The 16,056-nt window shown below is 56.1% G+C and carries 12 protein-coding genes; 6 read left to right on the top strand and 6 right to left on the bottom strand.

The genetic code is table 11. The features are described from left to right. Positions 1-12 precede the first annotated feature (12 nt). The 5 genes from INR77_RS03785 to kynU all read left to right on the top strand — a co-directional run bounded on the left by INR77_RS03785 (position 13) and on the right by kynU (position 4,302). Positions 13-465, top strand: a complete 453-nt coding sequence (locus INR77_RS03785; protein WP_223072597.1) for an isoprenylcysteine carboxylmethyltransferase family protein — start codon at positions 13-15, stop codon at positions 463-465. Positions 466-667: 202 nt separating this feature from the next. Next, a complete protein-coding gene (gene phhA, locus INR77_RS03780) occupies positions 668-1,525 on the top strand; it encodes a phenylalanine 4-monooxygenase (protein WP_223072596.1) in 858 nt (285 codons plus the stop codon). Next, positions 1,522-2,445 (top strand): tryptophan 2,3-dioxygenase, encoded by a 924-nt coding sequence (locus INR77_RS03775; RefSeq protein WP_223072595.1) that lies wholly within the window; start codon positions 1,522-1,524, stop codon positions 2,443-2,445. The genes phhA and INR77_RS03775 overlap by 4 nt, the downstream gene beginning before the upstream one ends. Then, a complete protein-coding gene (gene kynB, locus INR77_RS03770) occupies positions 2,435-3,070 on the top strand; it encodes an arylformamidase (RefSeq protein ID WP_223072594.1) in 636 nt (211 codons plus the stop codon). The genes INR77_RS03775 and kynB overlap by 11 nt, the downstream gene beginning before the upstream one ends. Beyond that, positions 3,067-4,302, top strand: coding sequence for a kynureninase (gene kynU, locus INR77_RS03765; RefSeq protein ID WP_223072593.1), 1,236 nt, complete (start codon positions 3,067-3,069; stop codon positions 4,300-4,302). Before kynB ends, kynU begins: the two co-directional genes overlap by 4 nt. A 7-nt stretch (positions 4,303-4,309) precedes the next feature. Here kynU and INR77_RS03760 read toward each other — a convergent pair whose 3' ends face one another. Continuing rightward, positions 4,310-5,797 carry a tryptophan halogenase family protein gene (locus tag INR77_RS03760; RefSeq protein WP_223072592.1) on the bottom strand — a complete coding sequence of 496 codons (1,488 nt, stop codon included), beginning with the start codon at positions 5,795-5,797 and terminating at the stop codon, positions 4,310-4,312. Between the two features lie 9 nt (positions 5,798-5,806). Continuing rightward, positions 5,807-6,472 (bottom strand): DUF6445 family protein, encoded by a 666-nt coding sequence (locus tag INR77_RS03755; protein ID WP_223072591.1) that lies wholly within the window; start codon positions 6,470-6,472, stop codon positions 5,807-5,809. Positions 6,473-6,895: 423 nt separating this feature from the next. On the opposite strand from INR77_RS03755, the gene INR77_RS03750 reads away from it, so the two are divergent. Continuing rightward, positions 6,896-9,661, top strand: a complete 2,766-nt coding sequence (locus INR77_RS03750) for a TonB-dependent receptor (RefSeq protein WP_255573915.1) — start codon at positions 6,896-6,898, stop codon at positions 9,659-9,661. Between the two features lie 113 nt (positions 9,662-9,774). Here INR77_RS03750 and INR77_RS03745 read toward each other — a convergent pair whose 3' ends face one another. Genes INR77_RS03745 through INR77_RS03730 form a run of 4 tightly spaced genes read right to left on the bottom strand, consistent with a single transcriptional unit; the run spans position 9,775 to position 15,747 of the window. Beyond that, positions 9,775-11,295: a tryptophan halogenase family protein gene (locus INR77_RS03745; protein ID WP_223072590.1), complete on the bottom strand. Its 1,521-nt coding sequence runs from the start codon at positions 11,293-11,295 to the stop codon at positions 9,775-9,777. 2 nt (positions 11,296-11,297) lie between these two features. Next, the gene (locus tag INR77_RS03740) at positions 11,298-12,326 is read right to left on the bottom strand and encodes a substrate-binding domain-containing protein (RefSeq protein WP_223072589.1); all 1,029 of its coding nucleotides are present in this window, start codon (positions 12,324-12,326) and stop codon (positions 11,298-11,300) included. Positions 12,327-12,330: 4 nt separating this feature from the next. Next, entirely contained in the window at positions 12,331-13,989 is a 1,659-nt protein-coding gene (locus INR77_RS03735) for an alpha-glucosidase (RefSeq protein ID WP_255573914.1), read from the bottom strand. Beyond that, positions 13,990-15,747 carry an alpha-amylase family glycosyl hydrolase gene (locus tag INR77_RS03730; protein ID WP_223072588.1) on the bottom strand — a complete coding sequence of 586 codons (1,758 nt, stop codon included), beginning with the start codon at positions 15,745-15,747 and terminating at the stop codon, positions 13,990-13,992. It abuts the gene before it with no gap. Between the last annotated feature and the right edge of the window lie 309 nt (positions 15,748-16,056).

Raw genomic sequence — 16,056 nt, 5'->3', positions numbered from 1 at the left:
TAGGGGTCCGAGATGAAACTGCTGATACCACCCCCAATTGTCGCTGCGCTTTGCGGCCTTGCAATGTGGGGGCTTGCGCATTTTCTCCCTGAAACGAAGCTTGCCTTTGCCTTCCAGCGCTTTCTTGCCGGCGTCTTTATTGCGGTCGGGCTTGCCATCGACCTTGTTTCAGTCGGGGCCTTTCGCAAAGCAAAGACGACCGTTACGCCCCTTGCCCCTGAAAAAGCGTCGAGCCTCGTTGTAACAGGCCTGTATCGCTACACCCGCAATCCGATGTATCTGGGGATGCTGTTCATCCTTATAGGAATTGCAATCTGGTTGGGCTCACCTGTGAATGTGATCATGCTGATCGCCTTTGTGGCCTATATCACCGGGTTTCAGATTGTGCCGGAAGAAGCGCGATTGGCGCAAGTGTTTGGCGCTGATTATGAGAGCTATAAATCGCGCGTAAGGCGCTGGTTGTAAAAGCGCCCAATCAACGCCCGTTGGAATGTTGAGCGAGCGTGGCTCCTGACGTATCCGATGAAAAGGCTATCGACCCGCATCAACCTTCTGAAACCGACTTTTGCCCGTTAAAGAAGTCGATATTCGTCCATTGCGCAACACCACCCTTCGCAAAGCAGTCTATCATGGCTTATCCAAGCACCCTCCTTTCAGGATGTTTGCTATGAACAAATCCACTTCCCTCACCGCCCCTCCCCACGGAGCCAATGCCGATTGGTCCGTGCCTCAGAACTGGGAGCAATTTTCCGCCTCAGATCACCAGCGTTGGAGCGACTTTGCCGCCAAGCAGACCAAAGCATTGGAAGGGTTGGCCTGCGACACTTTTCTTGATGGGGTGCGCGCGCTTGAGCTTGATCGCATGGGCGTGCCGCAGTTTGACGTTTGGAACGAGAAACTGCGAGCGCTTACCGGATGGGAAGTGGTCGCTGTGCCGGGTGTCATTCCCAATGCGCCCTTTTTTGAAATGCTGGCCAAACGCCAATTTCCCGTAGCCAATTTCCTGCGCCAAGGCCCATCCTTCGATTACAGCGACGAGCCCGATATGTTTCACGATGTCTTTGGACATATGCCGATGTTCATCGATCCAACCTTTGGCGAATTCATGTCTGCATACGGCCGTGCAGGCATTCGCGCCGAGAAGCTTGGAATGTCCGATTATCTGGGCCGCCTTTACCTTCACACGGTCGAGTTTGGTCTTATCAAGGAAGGCGGACAGCTTCGCGCCTATGGCGCTGGCCTGATGTCGAGCTATGCCGAGGCGGTCCATGCGCTTACCAGTGATGTCCCGCGCCGCCTGCGGTTCGATCTGCCGCGCCTGATGCGGACCGATTGGCCGTTTGATACATTTCAGCCTACGTACTTCGTGATCGAAAGCTTTGAGGCGTTGCTTGAAGAGATGGAAACCACCAGCCTCGCCCATGTGTATGACGAGGTTCGCGATTTGCCGCTTATCCCGATTGGCGAGGCGGAACCAAGCGATGTGACATACGAAGCGGCGAGCCCTTCTGGAGAAGCCGGATGAGCATCAAGACAACCATAGAAGACGGAGTAGAAACCTTCGAGGCCGAGATTGATGGCGAGACAATCCAATGGGATCGCGGCCTCTCATACGCGCGCCACATCCAGACTGATGCCCTCTTGAAAAGCCAAGTGCCCGTGTCGGACAAACCCGACGAAATGCTTTTCATCATCATGCATCAGTCGATGGAGCTTTGGATCAAGCTGGCGATCCACGAAGCGGGCATAGCGATGGAGCATTTGCGCAAGGATGAGCTTGGCAAGGCGGAGAAAACCCTTGACCGGATAGCGACGGTGCTGCGCCATATGATCCATTCGTGGGAAGTGCTGGCAACGCTTAGCCCCCATGATTTCCTCACCTTCCGCGGGTTCTTGAGAAAAGCCTCCGGCTTCCAATCGCACCAATATCGCACGCTGGAATTCTGCCTTGGCCTGAAACGCGCGGACCTTGTGCTTGTTCACAACGACGATGAGGAACGCCGCGCGGCATTGGAGGAAGTGCTCCACGCACCATCTCTTTATGATGAGCTTTTGAGGCTTCTCGCCCGGCGAGGGTTTGAGATTCCTGCCGGCAAGCTTGAGCGCGATTTCTCAAGAGCTTACGAGCCATCAGAGGCCGTTGAGGACGCATGGCTTCAGATTTACACCAATCCGGGCGACCACTGGGACCTTTACACGCTCGCTGAAAAGGTGACAGCGGTGGAGTACTATTTTCAGGAATGGCGCTTCAAGCACATGAAGACCGTCGCGCGTGTCATCGGCCAGAAGGTCGGCACGGGCGGTTCTTCGGGAGTGGATTATCTGGTCAAGGCTCTGGACCTTCCCTTCTTCCCAGAACTCTGGGCGATGCGCACGCGAATGACGGCTCCCAAAGAGGGCGGAAACTACGCGGACGATGGAGGCGAGTGCCCCTATGGCCACTAAGATTTGGGACATCACGCAGCCACTCGGCACCAAGACACCGCTCTGGCCGGGAGAACCCGACCTTGTGGTCAAGCGCAATGTCGAAATAGGGCCAGATTGTCCGGTTAATATCGGCGAGGTTTCAATGCCCTTGCACGCGGGCACCCATGCCGATGCGCCAGTGCATTATTCGAACGAAGGGGTGGATAGCGCGGGCTCTTCACTCACCCCATATATTGGTCCCTGCGTGGTTGCCGACGTGCGCCATGCAGGCACCCGTGTCGAGGTAAGTGACTGTGATTGGGAGGTTCTCGAAGGGGCAGAGCGTGTGCTTTTTCGCACTTACAATGCCTTCCCACACGATGTCTGGGACGAACATTTCAAAGCAATCTCGCCCGGCGTAATTGCCCGGTTAAAAGAAGGCGGAACAAATTTGATTGGGGTCGATACCCCTTCACTTGACCCGCAGACCAGTAAAACCATGGATGCCCATCACGAAGTGCTTAAAGGCGATATGCGCATCCTTGAAGGGCTGGTTCTCGACGATGTTCCGCCCGGAGAATATGAGCTGATTGCCCTGCCCTTGCCGCTTGAAGGGGCTGATGCGAGCCCGGTTCGCGCGGTGCTGAGAGAGCTTCCCAAATGACGATAACTGCTGCTGATATTGCCGCGATGGATGCCGCCGATCCCCTGGCGAAATTTCGCGACGAATTCGTAATCCGCGATGGCCTCATCTACCTCGACGGTAATTCGCTCGGCGTGCTGCCAAAGCGGACAATTGCCCGCATGAACACAACCATCAATGAGGAGTGGGCCCAAGGCCTGATCACCTCTTGGGTCGGCGCCGACTGGGTGAACGCTCCGACGCGCATTGGCGACAAGATTGCACGGCTGCTGGGCGCGGAACCGGGCGAGATTATCGCTGGCGAAAGCACGTCGATCAATATCTTCAAGGCGCTCACCGCTGCGCTATCCTTGCAGGAAGGTCGCAAGGTTCTGCTCACCGAGACGGGTAATTTCCCCACCGACAATTACATGATGCAAGGCCTTGCGCGCTTCTCTGGCGGCTCGCTCGAATGCCGGGAGGTTGCGCCAGAGGATGTGCTAGACGCGCTTGATGAGGATGTCGCGGTGCTGCTCCTCACTCAAGTACATTACAAGACATCGCGCATCCGCGATATGGCTGAGGTCACCGCAAAGGCCCACGCAAAAGGCGTGCTCACCGTCTGGGATCTTAGCCATTCAAGCGGCGCGATTGAGGTCGATCTCAATGGCGCGGAAGCAGACTTCGCTGTGGGTTGCGGATATAAGTTCCTGAACGGTGGCCCCGGAGCCCCTGGCTTCCTTTTTGCGGCAAAGCGCCACCATGACGCACAGCCCGTCCTTTCAGGATGGTTCGGACACGCAGCGCCTTTCGATTTTGATGGAGAGTTCAAACCTGCCAGCGGCATCGACCGCTTTCAATGCGGCACGCCTCCGGTGCTCGGCCTTGCAGCGTTGGAAGAGGGTGTCGACATCATGCTTGAAGCTGACATGGCAAAGGTGCGCGCCAAATCAGTTCAATTGACTGAGCTGTTCGTCACTTTGATGGAAGAGCGATGCGGCGAGTTCGGCTTTGAGTTCATCTGCCCGCGCGATCCAGCACAGCGCGGCAGTCAGGTCGCTTTCGCCCACCCACACGCATATGAAATGATGCAGGCACTAAAAGCACGAGATGTAGTCGGCGATTTCCGCGCGCCAAACATCATGCGCTTTGGTGTAACCCCGCTTTATCTCGCTTTCGCCGATATTGCTGAGGCAGTGGAGCGTTTACGCGCCATTTGTGTGAACGCCGAATGGGACCGCGAGGAATATCGGACCAAAGCAGCGGTCACCTGATCCTGCGCTATTGCGCGAGGAATTGCTCATGCGTTGGCAAAGGATCAGTTGCACGCTCAATCAGTCTACGCACATTGCCAAGGAACTCAGCAAGTTCGGCATCGCTTAGCTGGTTTGCCATTGGATCATAGCTTTGCGGCATTATGCCCTGCCCCAGCATCACCTGCACCCAACTCGCAACGCGGAAAAGGTCATCGGCATCGCGTCCCACCCGCCCGCTTGAGCCAAATAGCTCCATCTTGTTTGTGACGCTGTCAGGCACGTTCATATTCTTACAATAGCACCAGAACTCCGAATCTTCTCGCGTCGTGCAGTGGTAATGCAGGATGAGAAAATCGCGGATTTGCTCGAACTCCGCAGCACAGCGGCGATTGTATTCGTTACGTTCGGCCCTCGCATTATTGTTGCCGGGGAACAATTGGATCAAGCGGCTCACATGAGATTGGATAAGGTGAATGCTGGTCGATTCCAATGGTTCGAGAAAACCGCTCGCAAGCCCGATGGCGGCACAATTGTGCGACCAGAACGCCTCGCGCCGCCCGGTGGTAAAGCGGATAGGGCGGGGTTCAGTAAGCGGCTTTGTATCGAGCCCTTCGAGCAGGACTTGGCCCGCTTCATCGTCCGAGATGAAATTGCTTGAATAGACATGACCATTGCCGGTGCGGTGCTGCAATGGAATGCGCCATTGCCATCCTGCGCTCTTGGCGGTCGCGCGGGTATAGGGGACAACCGTCTTGAGCCGTTCACTTGGCACGGCTTGCGCGCTGTTGCACGGCAGCCAATGCGACCAGTCCTTATAGCCAACGCCAAGTTCTTTGCCGAGAAGAAGCGCCCGGAAGCCCGTGCAATCGATGAAAAAGTCGCCCGCCACTTTGCGCCCGTCACCTAAGGTGATCGAGGTGATGTCACCGCTTTCGGCATCGCGCGCAACTTCGCTAACAATGCCTTCAGTGCGGGTGACCCCGCGTTGTTTTGAGTAGGCGCGCAGATAGTCGGCGTAGAGGCTTGCATCGAAGTGATAGGCATAGGCGAGCCCGGTCATGGCCGTGTCGCCCACCCGGTCTAGCTTCCCAAATTTGGCTGTGTCGGCGGCGTATTGGTGCAGAGAATAATGCCACAGGTCGTGTTCGTGCCCTTCGGCTGCGGCCCTAGACCAATATTGGTGGAACGGCACGCCCGCCAAGCTGAGGCCGGGATCTCCGAAAGTGTGCAGATATTTGGAGCCAACCTTGCCCCAATCGACAAACTCAATACCCAGCTTAAAGGTTCCATTGGTCGCCTTCACAAACTCACGTTCATCAAGACCAAGGATCGTGTTGAGCCGAATGATCTGAGGGATTGTCGCCTCGCCCACGCCTACCGTGCCGATTGCATCCGATTCAACCAGCTCAATCGAAAGGGCTTTCCCCATCAGGCGAGCAAAAGCGGCTGCACAAATCCATCCGGCGGTCCCTCCACCCACAATGACCAGCTTTTGTACGCTCTTATCACTCATTCGAATTTCTCATCTTGTGTCAGTCGGACGGAAAAAAGCATTGATCGTCAAACGCCCTTCACGCGGGCCAGGTGGCAGTGGTTCATTGTTATCAATCATGCCGGAGTGAAGCACATTTCCCCTGTAGAGAATGGCCTGATTGAACGCGCCATCAGTTTCATGGATTTTTTCAAAATACGGCGCACCATCGGTCACATATGCACGATTGGGCAAGCCAGATTGCTCAACATCTCGTTTTAGTGCCTCGCGATATTTCGGAAAAGTTTCCTCCGTAAGAGCTGAAAGCCCAGTGGAGCGATGTCTGAAAAAGCTCGTTCCACCATGCGCAGTGTGATGAAGATACAGCATCATCGCGATCTGATCAGGATCAGTTCCATCCACGTGGGGCAGGCATTGCATCGGAACCAAATCGTCCGGGCGGGCTGTAACCAGAGAATACCAGGCTTGTAGCTCCCAACCCCGCTCACTCTTTCCAAAGTGGGTATCGAGCAAAGGGGATAAAGCCGCGAGCAACTCCATCGCAAAGGCGCTTGGGATTGCTGCACGCACGCCAGGATATGCCGGAGTGATGTTTGCAAATTTTTGCAAACAGGCATCCTCAACTGCTTCTTGAGGGCTTTGCAAAAAGTTCGAAATGGACACAAATTCATGATTCCCCTCAGAGAAACTCTTCATCTCCCACTCCTCAAGGGACATCTTCCAATTTCGCATGACTGGCACCCCCTTCTCCATGCAATTACGCAGCGATACACCGTATCAGCCACGTCACTGATTGCCAATCGAGTGCAACAATGCACTGTATAAAAAAGGTAATTTGAATCGGCGGACGAACTCAGCCAGATAGCAGACGGAAAGAAACTCAGCGCGATGAAAAAGCGACCGCCAAAGTGTGGCCCGCTCGCCACACAAAAGTATCAACTTGTACCTTACAAGGTGAGAATTGGTCCAAATTTCCCTTAAATATCTGAATATAGGATAAAAAAATAGAAATGAGTTGGGACGACACGTCACCTCGATTCCTGATTTGCCTTCCGACAACTCTGCGCTATGAAAAAAAGTGCAAATCACGTGGGAAGCCGTGATGCATATGGAGAGGACATGATTATGGGACTGAAGCGTTTGAACGTTAGTGCCCGCTTGCTGTCAGGGGCAGCAACTGGGCTTGCGCTTATGGCGACCGCAACACCTGCCTTTGCGCAGGAAGTTGAAAGTGCCGATAACGAAATTCTGGTGACGGGGATCCGCAGCGCAATCGAGAGCTCGCTCGAAACAAAGCGCGATGCGACCTCAATTGTTGAAGTGATTTCTGCGGAAGATCTGGGTCAGCTTCCTGACCTGTCGATCGCGGACTCGCTTGCACGTCTCCCCGGCGTTACCGCGCAGCGTGTTCGCGGCCGTTCGCAACAGATCTCGATCCGCGGCCTTGGCCCGGACTTCTCGCTCGCGCTTTTGAACGGACGCGAAGTCGTATCGGCTGGCAACAACCGCGGCATTGAGTTTGACCAGTTCCCGTCAGAACTGATCTCGCAAGGTGTTGTTTACAAGACAGCAGATGCAAGTCTTGCTGCCATCGGCATCGCCGGTGCAGTTGATCTTCGCACCGTTCGTCCGCTTGACTATACCGACCGCCAATTGACTGTGTCGGGTACATTCGTCCACAATGACAGCGGCTCACGCAACCCTGACTTCTCCGATAATGGCTATCGCTTCTTTGGTTCGTATATCGACCAGAATGATGCAGGTACCCTTGGCTGGTCGTTAGGTGTGACAGTCCAATCGAACCCGACGCATTTCATCTCGCGCGAGTTGAAAACCAACCAATTCCAAACTTCGACTGATGCCAATGGCGTTATCTATCCTTCGGACAATCCGCGCCAAGGGGCGGTGAGCCGCGAGTTTGAGCGCACATCGATTGCTGGCTCGCTTCAGTTCGAGCCTAGCGACAGCGTCGCCATCATGATCGACAGTTTCTATACCGACACCAAGGACTCTGGTATATTCCGCGGTACAGAAACTCCGATTGCCTCATGGAGCGGTGCATCGTTCGATAGTGCAACAGGCCAGAGCGGCGAATTTGCCGACAGCGCGACCTATTCGGCTGTTGTGCCTATTCTGCGCACCGATACCGAAGGCAATGAGGCACAGATCTTTGCGATCGGTGCCAATGCCGATTTCGGCATCACCGATAGCCTGAGCTTCATGGTCGACTATGGTTATTCCAAGCTTGACCGCGACGACATCGATTATGAGAGCTATGCTGGCACGGGCGCTGGCCGTTCGGGTGCGCAAGACATTCTGAACTTCACCTTCCCTGAGAATGGTGAGTATTCAATCGACGGCCTGCTCGACTACACCGATCCTTCGAACGTCCTGCTCACCGATCCGGGAGGCTGGGGCCAGGTCGGCTTTATCAAGCGCCCGATCATCAATGACGAACTGCACCAGTTGCGCACCCAAGCGACTTGGGAATCTGGTGGCGGCCTGATCGAGAGCATCAACTTTGGCTGGCTGTACACCGACCGTGAGAAAGACTTCGATTCCAACGAAGCATTCCTGCGCGCGTCTCCCGCCTTTGTTGGCGGTTCTCTGGCAGTGCCGCAAAGCTCAATCATCGGGTCAACTGATACCGGCAATCTGGGGCAGAACATCCTGGCTTATGACCCATCAAGCTTCCTGACTGACGGCACTTATGACGTTGAGCCCGGAACCTTCGACACCGAGTGGGTGGTGAATGAGGAAGTTCACAACTTCTATGTTCAAGCCAACATCAATGGCGATCTGGGTTCCATCCCGGTACGCGGTAACATCGGCCTGCGCTATGCAGATACAAAGCAAAGCTCGACTGGCACCATCGGAGGTGGCCTGACGAACACCGTCAGCGAAAGCTACGATGACTGGCTTCCCAGTTTGAACCTGAGCTTTGAAGTTGGAACCGATACATTTGTTCGCCTCGCAGCGGCAAAGACCGTGACCCGTGCACGCCTTGACCAGATGGCAGCAAATCAGAATATCAATTTCAACCCGCTCAGTTGTACTGACACAGACGGTGATCAATTCCCTGACACGGTAATTGGGTTTAACCCGCCGTCGTTGGTTTGCTTCAACCTTGGTGGTGGCAACCCGTTCCTGCAGCCTTATGAATCGAAGTCATTCGACCTTTCAGTCGAGAAGTACTTCTCGCCAGGTTCTGCAATCATTGTCGCTGCCTTTCATAAGGACCTTTCCGACTGGATCATCGACTTCAACGAGGTGATCGACCTTACGCAACCGATCAACAACGCCGGGTTTGGCGATATTCTTGCAGCCGAGCCTCAGTTGGCAACTGGTTCGTTCAGCGGTCCGGTCAACTTTGCCGATGGCTCTATCACGGGCATCGAGGGTACGGTGCGGATCGACTTCGGCGATCTGACACCTGCGCTCGACGGCTTTGGCGGCTTCTTCAGCTACACCTATGCCGACGCTGAGATCGAAGATGAAACGATGACCCCGCTCGACATTCCTGGTTACTCAGAGACGACGTGGTCAGGCGACATCTTTTACGAGAAAGATGGTTTCCGGGCAAAACTGGCGGCTCGTTACCGCAGTGGTTTCTTGTCTGAAGTGCAGAATTTCGACGGTTCTCTCAGTGGTGCAGATGCACAAAACGAGACGATCATCGATGCGCAGATCGGCTACACATTCCAGGAAGAAAGCGGTGCGTTGAAAGGTCTGGGCGTTCTGTTTGAAGTGTTCAACCTTACCAACGAGCCGTTCGTGACACAGAACGACCTGTTCTCGAACGGCACCGCGACGGGGGGGGCCTTCCCAAGCCGTCACGAGATCTACGGACGCACGTTCAACGTCACACTTCGGAAGAACTTCTAAAAACAAACGCGATCCGGGTCGCACTTCCACTGAGAGAGGGCTCGCTGGCAACAGCGGGCCCTTTTGCATTTACCATGCAGGTGATTTGGTTGTGCCTATCGGCGGGGCTTGTGTCAGGCCGCGATGGGTGAGGGGCAGAATTTCGCGAGGAAGTCTGCGTGGGCCGGCATTTCGGCGACGGCGCTGTCCATTGCGCTTGCAACCATCTGCATCCGCTCAGCCACTGGTACGCCTTCGCGCATCTGCGTGATGGCGGGGGCTTTAGCGGGCACGATGTCCTGCCCCAGATAAACCGCGATCCAGCTTGGGTTGGCGAATAGCTCGCGCTCATCAGACACCAGCATCCCGTACTCGCGGAAATGATCCATCTTGTATTGCAGTGTCTCTGGCACTTCCATGGCGCTGCAATAACGCCAAAGCTCTGCGTCATCGCGGGATGTCGCTTTGTAATGCAGGATCAGGAAATCGCGGATGCGCTCGTATTCCCCTGTGGTCTGCCTATTGTACTCGCGCGCCAAAAGCGGCGACATCGAACGGTCGGGCAAGAGCGCAATGAGCCGCAGGATACCGTATTGGATAAGGTGGAGGCTGGTCGATTCGAGCGGCTCCATGAACCCAGCGGACAGCCCAATCGCAACGCAGTTTTTATCCCAGAACTTGCGGCGCTTGCCAGTCACAAATCGTAGTGTTCGCGGATCGGCCTGCGCCTCTCCATCGAGCGAGGACATCAGGGTTTCGGTTGCCTCATCTTCGCTGATAAACTCGCTGCAATGGACATAGCCATTGCCGGTGCGGTGCTGCAGAGGGATGCGCCATTGCCAGCCTGCGGTCTTGGCGGTCGAGCGGGTGTAGGGCGTGATCTCGGCTTGCTTGGCGCAAGGTACAGCGACCGCCCGGTCGCACGGAAGCCAGCGCTGCCAATTCTCATAGCCCGCTTCGAGTGTGCCCTCGATCAGGAGCCCGCGAAAGCCGCTGCAGTCGATAAAGAGCTCGCCTGCTACCGTCTGGCCATTGTCGAGCGTAACGCTCTCGATAAAGCCATCTTCGGCGCGCTGGGCTACGTCAGTGACACGGCCCTCGATCCGGGTGACCCCTCGCGCTTCGGAAAGGCGTCTCAGGAATGCAGCATAGAGCCCTGCATCGAAGTGATAGGCATAATCGAATGTCGACTGGATCTTGCGCCGGTCTGCCTCGGGATGCGCGAACTTGCCCGCCTTTGCCATTGCCCAGCACATGGAAAAGTCATCAATTGGGCCATCAATCCGCCCCGCAAGGCTCTCGCGCATCCAATAGTGGTAGAACGGGACCTTATCGAATTCTGCGCCATATTGGCCGAAGGGGTGGAAGTAGGCGTGCCCCAGCCGCGACCAATCAACGAACTGGATACCCAGCTTGTAGGAGCCTGCGGTCTCCTTGACGAAAGTGGCTTCGTCAATCCCGATGCGGCTGTTGAAATTGCGGATGGGCGGGATTGTTGCCTCGCCCACACCCACCGTGCCGATTGCTTCGGATTCGATTAGGGTAATGTCGCAGAACGTGTCCAGGGCATCGGAAAGGGCGGCGGCCGTCATCCAGCCGGCGCTCCCACCGCCGACTATGACGATTTTGCGCAAGGGTCCGCCTGCGTCACTCATCGCTAAGCTCCGCAGCTCTCACGAATAAGAAGGCTTGTCTCCAGCCTTTCCGAAATAGCCTGTCCGCCTTGTGTATCGATCAGTTTAGATACGAGCATCCGCCCTGCAAGGTTGGTGTCTTGATCAATTGTTGTGAGGCGCGGGGTGACGAGGCGCGCGGCCGGAATATTGTCATAGCCGACCACGGCGACATCGCCGGGGACACAGCGACCCGTGAGGGCAAGCGCGCGGATTGCGCCAATGGCGATAAGATCACTCGCCGCAAAGACGGCGTCGAATTTGAGGCCGCTTTCGATAGCCGAGCGCACTGAGGATTCTCCGGATTGCACATCGAAATGCGCTGGCAGAACCAGACTGTCGTCAACGTCGCGTCCGGCCTGCTCCAATGCGTTGCGATACCCGCGATAGCGCTGTTCGGCCTCCGGTGCCTCGGTGTCCCCTAGGAACAATATCCGTTCTCTCCCGAGCCTCAAGAGGTGCGACGTAGCACGCCGCCCGCCCGCCATATTGTCAGAGCCAACCGTACAATAACGCGCATCGGGAAAGTCCGCGCCCCAGACAACAAAGCTGTGATCACGCTTGGCAAGTTCATTGAAACCGTTGTGAAGCGAACTTTGCCCGATGAAGATCATGCCTTTCGCGCGGCTCGTCGTCATCGCAAACTCAAGGTCTTCGACAGAGCGCGGGAACATATGGCTGATCACAAGATCAACCTTACGATCACGCGCCGCCTCAGCGATACCGGCCAGAAGCTCTAGGAAGAAGGGGTCGGCCACCCGCGTTTCGCGGGCTTGCGGAGCGGGAACGATCACCGCGATGGTCGCGTCCGCTCCGACGGGACCGCTCGGCATTGTGCTGCGAAAATCATAATCATGCTCGCGCGCAATGCGCCAGACTTCTTGTTTGGTGCGCCGGTTAACTGCCGGACTGTCGTTGAGCGCACGGCTGACGGTCGAGATCGAAACCCCTGCCTGGCGGGCAATATCCTCCAGCCTTGCATTTTTTCCCGCCTTACCCCCGGCTGAAGCCATCGTGTTATGCGCCCTTCTTCACCGCCCAATACCCGCTGTGAGGGGGCATTAGCTCAGTAAGCTTCGCGCTACCATCCCCGACGGCCTCGCTCACCACGATGTTGCTGTGCGCAAACTCAGCAGGCGGTGTCCACTGGTACGCAGCCGAGCCAAGGTTGTAGGCACACAACACTGCTTGATTTTCGGTACGGCGGATAAAGGCGATGATGTCGCACGGCGTCTTCAGGAGCTCACTGGACCCACTAATCAGAGGCGGCAAAGACCGACGCAGCGCGAGAAGACGGCGGGTGTGGTTCAGCGCTGAACCATCATCGTCGGTCTGCTGATCCACGGCCCGCTCGGCCTGAACCGGGTCAACCTTGAGCCACGTCTGATTTGCATCAGAGAAACCTGCTTGCGGTGCATTCTTGACCCACGGGAGCGGCGTTCGCGATCCATCGCGTCCCAGAGTGTGCGGCCAGTTGGCAATTGCTTCCGGGTCTTGCAAGTCTTCAAACGCCACCTCTCCTTGTGGCAGCGCCAGTTCCTCGCCCTGATAGATGATCGGATTGCCGCGCAGCGACAGGAGCACCATCATCGCAAGCCGCGCCATCTGACCATAGTCCGCATCGCCCATCCAGCGCGTGGTCGAACGCGGCGCGTCGTGGTTCGAGAAGGCCCACGAAGGCCACCCCTCGCCCGGTGTGCCATCCCAATTGCCAAGCGATGCCTTGATCCGCTCAGCGGTAAAGTCGGGCGCATACAGAAAATCGAAATTGTAGGCAGAATCGAGGCGTTTGCCGTCTGCGGTGAAGGCCTTCATTTCCTCAAGCGGCTCAGGCCCACCAACCTCTGCAACGGTAAAGCGGTCGGGGTATTCATCGATAGTCTCGCGAATGCGCTCAATGAATGCCGGGATATCAGCGTGGCTCTGATTGAAGATTTTGATCTGCATATCGAACGGCCGCGTGACCTGCTCCATCGACGCGCCCGAGGGCGGATTGTCGCGAAACTCTGGGTCGTGCATTGAGAAATTCAAAGCATCAAGCCTGAACCCGTCCACTCCCCGATCGAGCCAGAAACGAGCAACGTCCAGCAGCGCGTCTTGCACGTCGCGGTTGTGCACGTTGAGGTCGGGCTGTTCTTCGAGGAAATTGTGCAGATAATACTGCTTGCGCGGCCCATCCCACGCCCATGCCGAGCCGCCAAAGACCGACTGCCAATTGGACGGTGGCGAGCCATCGGGCTTGGGGTCGGCCCAGACATACCAATCCGCTTTGGGGTTGGTGCGATCCTGGCGGCTTTCCTGAAACCACGCGTGCTCATCCGAGGTGTGCGAATAGACCTGATCGATAATCACCTTAAGCCCAAGCGCATGGGCCCGCTCGATCAGCTGGTCAAAATCGTCGAAGGTGCCAAAACTTGGATCAATGCCGCAATAATCCGCCACGTCATAGCCAAAGTCCTTCATCGGCGAGGTGAAGAAAGGCGAAATCCAGATGCCATCCACGCCAAGCGAGGCGACATAATCTAGGTTGTCAGCGATGCCTTTAAGGTCGCCAATCCCGTCGCCATTGCTGTCGCGGAAGCTGCGCGGGTATATCTGATAGATCACCGCGCCGCGCCACCATTCTTTGGCCTGTGGATCGAGCGAGGCTGCAAGTATTTCGGTTTGTCGGTTCACTTAATTGGATCTCGCTTTGGCTATGCACCACCCAAAGGCAGGAAGGCTGAGACGGACAGAGCCAGGGGCCACAACCGTCGCAGGGCAATTACCACTGAGGGTTTTGAGGGCATTTGTCTTGTACCCGATGGCCGAATTGACTTCGATGGCTGTATCGCTCGTATTAAAGGCCAGAAGATATTCCGCGCCGGTTTCAGGATCGAAGCGCGAGAAGCTGACAAGGCCGGGCGCTTCATCATTATAGCTGCGCACCGCTTGCGTGCCGCGACGAAGCGCGGGATGCTTGGCGCGGATAGCTGCAAGCTCACTAATCAGAACGTACAATGGATGAGAACGGTCAAAGTTATCTTGCGCCGTGGTCGCATCAGTCCCGATAAGGTCATTGTCATTGTAGCTTTCGGTCAGGCTCGGAAACATATCTTCGCGCGCCGCCTGGTCCCAGCCATCACCGACAAACCCTTGCTCGTCGCCGTAATAGATCACCGGATTGCCACGCAGCGACATCAACATAGCATGGCCAAGCTTGACGCGGGCCAGAAGCTCGTCCCGCGAAATACCTGGATTGTCCGCTTTCACCAGCGTTGAAAAACGCCCCATATCGTGATTGCCAAGGAAGGTTGGCATTTTTCGCGCAGCAGCCTCGCCGCCTTCATAGTTCACATCGCCATCGAACATATCGACGATGACGCTTGGCGGTGCGTTTTTGCCGAGGCTCGCGCGGATGGCGGATTGGAAGGCGAAATCGAGAACCGCTGGAAAACCATCGCGGCGTGTGAACTGCGCTAGAAAACCGCTGTTAGGACTGTCGGAATAGACCTCGCCAAAGATGAGGAAGTTGGGAATCCCCTTCGCTTCGGCCGTCTCTTGCATCGCAGGCACAAAAGCCTGCCAGAATTCAGAGTTCACGTGCTTGGCGGTGTCGATGCGAAAGCCGTCGATACCAAACCTCGTGATCCAACTGGCGTAGATGTCGATCATGCCTTCGACGACGCGCGGGTGCTCTGTGTAAAGGTCATCGAGCCCGGCAAAATCGCCATAGCGGCTGCTTTCGCCGCTAAAGGTCGTGCTGCCCCGATTGTGGTAGTAGATCGGGTCGTTGAGCCAGGCGGGGACTTTCACGCCCGTTTCGCCTTGGGGAATATAGGGCGTGTAAGCGAAATCGGGCGAGGTCAGCTTAGCGAAGTTTTCAACCGACTGGTCGCTGTCGCCTGCAAAGCCCTCGTTAATAAGCTCACCTTCAGAGCCGCCACGGCGCGAATAGGGGAAGTCTGCAAGGCTGCGATAATCGTAGCCCTCTTCATACTGGATCACGTCGGCGGTGTGGTTGGTGATTATGTCCATATAGACCTTCATCCCGCGCGCGTGCGCCGCATCGACGAAAGCCTTGAACTCTTCATTGGTGCCAAAATGCGGGTCGATGCTGGTAAAGTCAGTGACCCAATAGCCGTGATAGCCCGCGCTCTCATCGCCCTCTGGCCCTTGAACGGGCTTGTTTTCAAAGATCGGCGCGAACCAGATCGCGGTCACGCCCATCCCTTCCAGGTAATCTAGCTTCCCCGTCAGCCCTGCAAGGTCGCCGCCGTGGTAAAAGCCCTTGTGAGCGGGGTCGAACCCGTGATCCAGCCGGCCACCCTCAATGCCACCTGTGTCATTGGACGCATCGCCATTGCTGAAGCGGTCCGGTAGCACAAAGTAGACAACTTCATCCTCAGCGGGGCGCTCTCTGAAAGAAGGCGCCTGCGCCGGAGCTTCATTCATCGCAAAAGCGGCGCCACCAACGACTCCGAGCCCCAGAAGGCAAGCTAAAAAGATTCGTTTCATCCCATCCTCTCCTGATGCCTGATTGGCATTAGTTGAGAATATTTGCAAATCCTTGATGGTCCGCACGAGAGGACGACAGCACGAGTCTATGCCTCTGAATTTCAGAAATATATTCGTTATAATGCCGCACGCACATGGCCCAGGAAACTGAAATTCTTCACAATAACTTGCAAAAATTTGCAATCTCGGCAAATTGCGCGATGAGAACAAGCTGTGTTTCACGCCCTAGTCGCGCGTGACAAAACG

It is taken from the genome of Erythrobacter sp. SCSIO 43205 (genome assembly GCF_019904235.1).
Classification (GTDB): domain Bacteria; phylum Pseudomonadota; class Alphaproteobacteria; order Sphingomonadales; family Sphingomonadaceae; genus Erythrobacter.
Note: the sequence above shows the minus strand (reverse complement) of the source record. Positions and strands in the feature narration are given on the sequence as shown.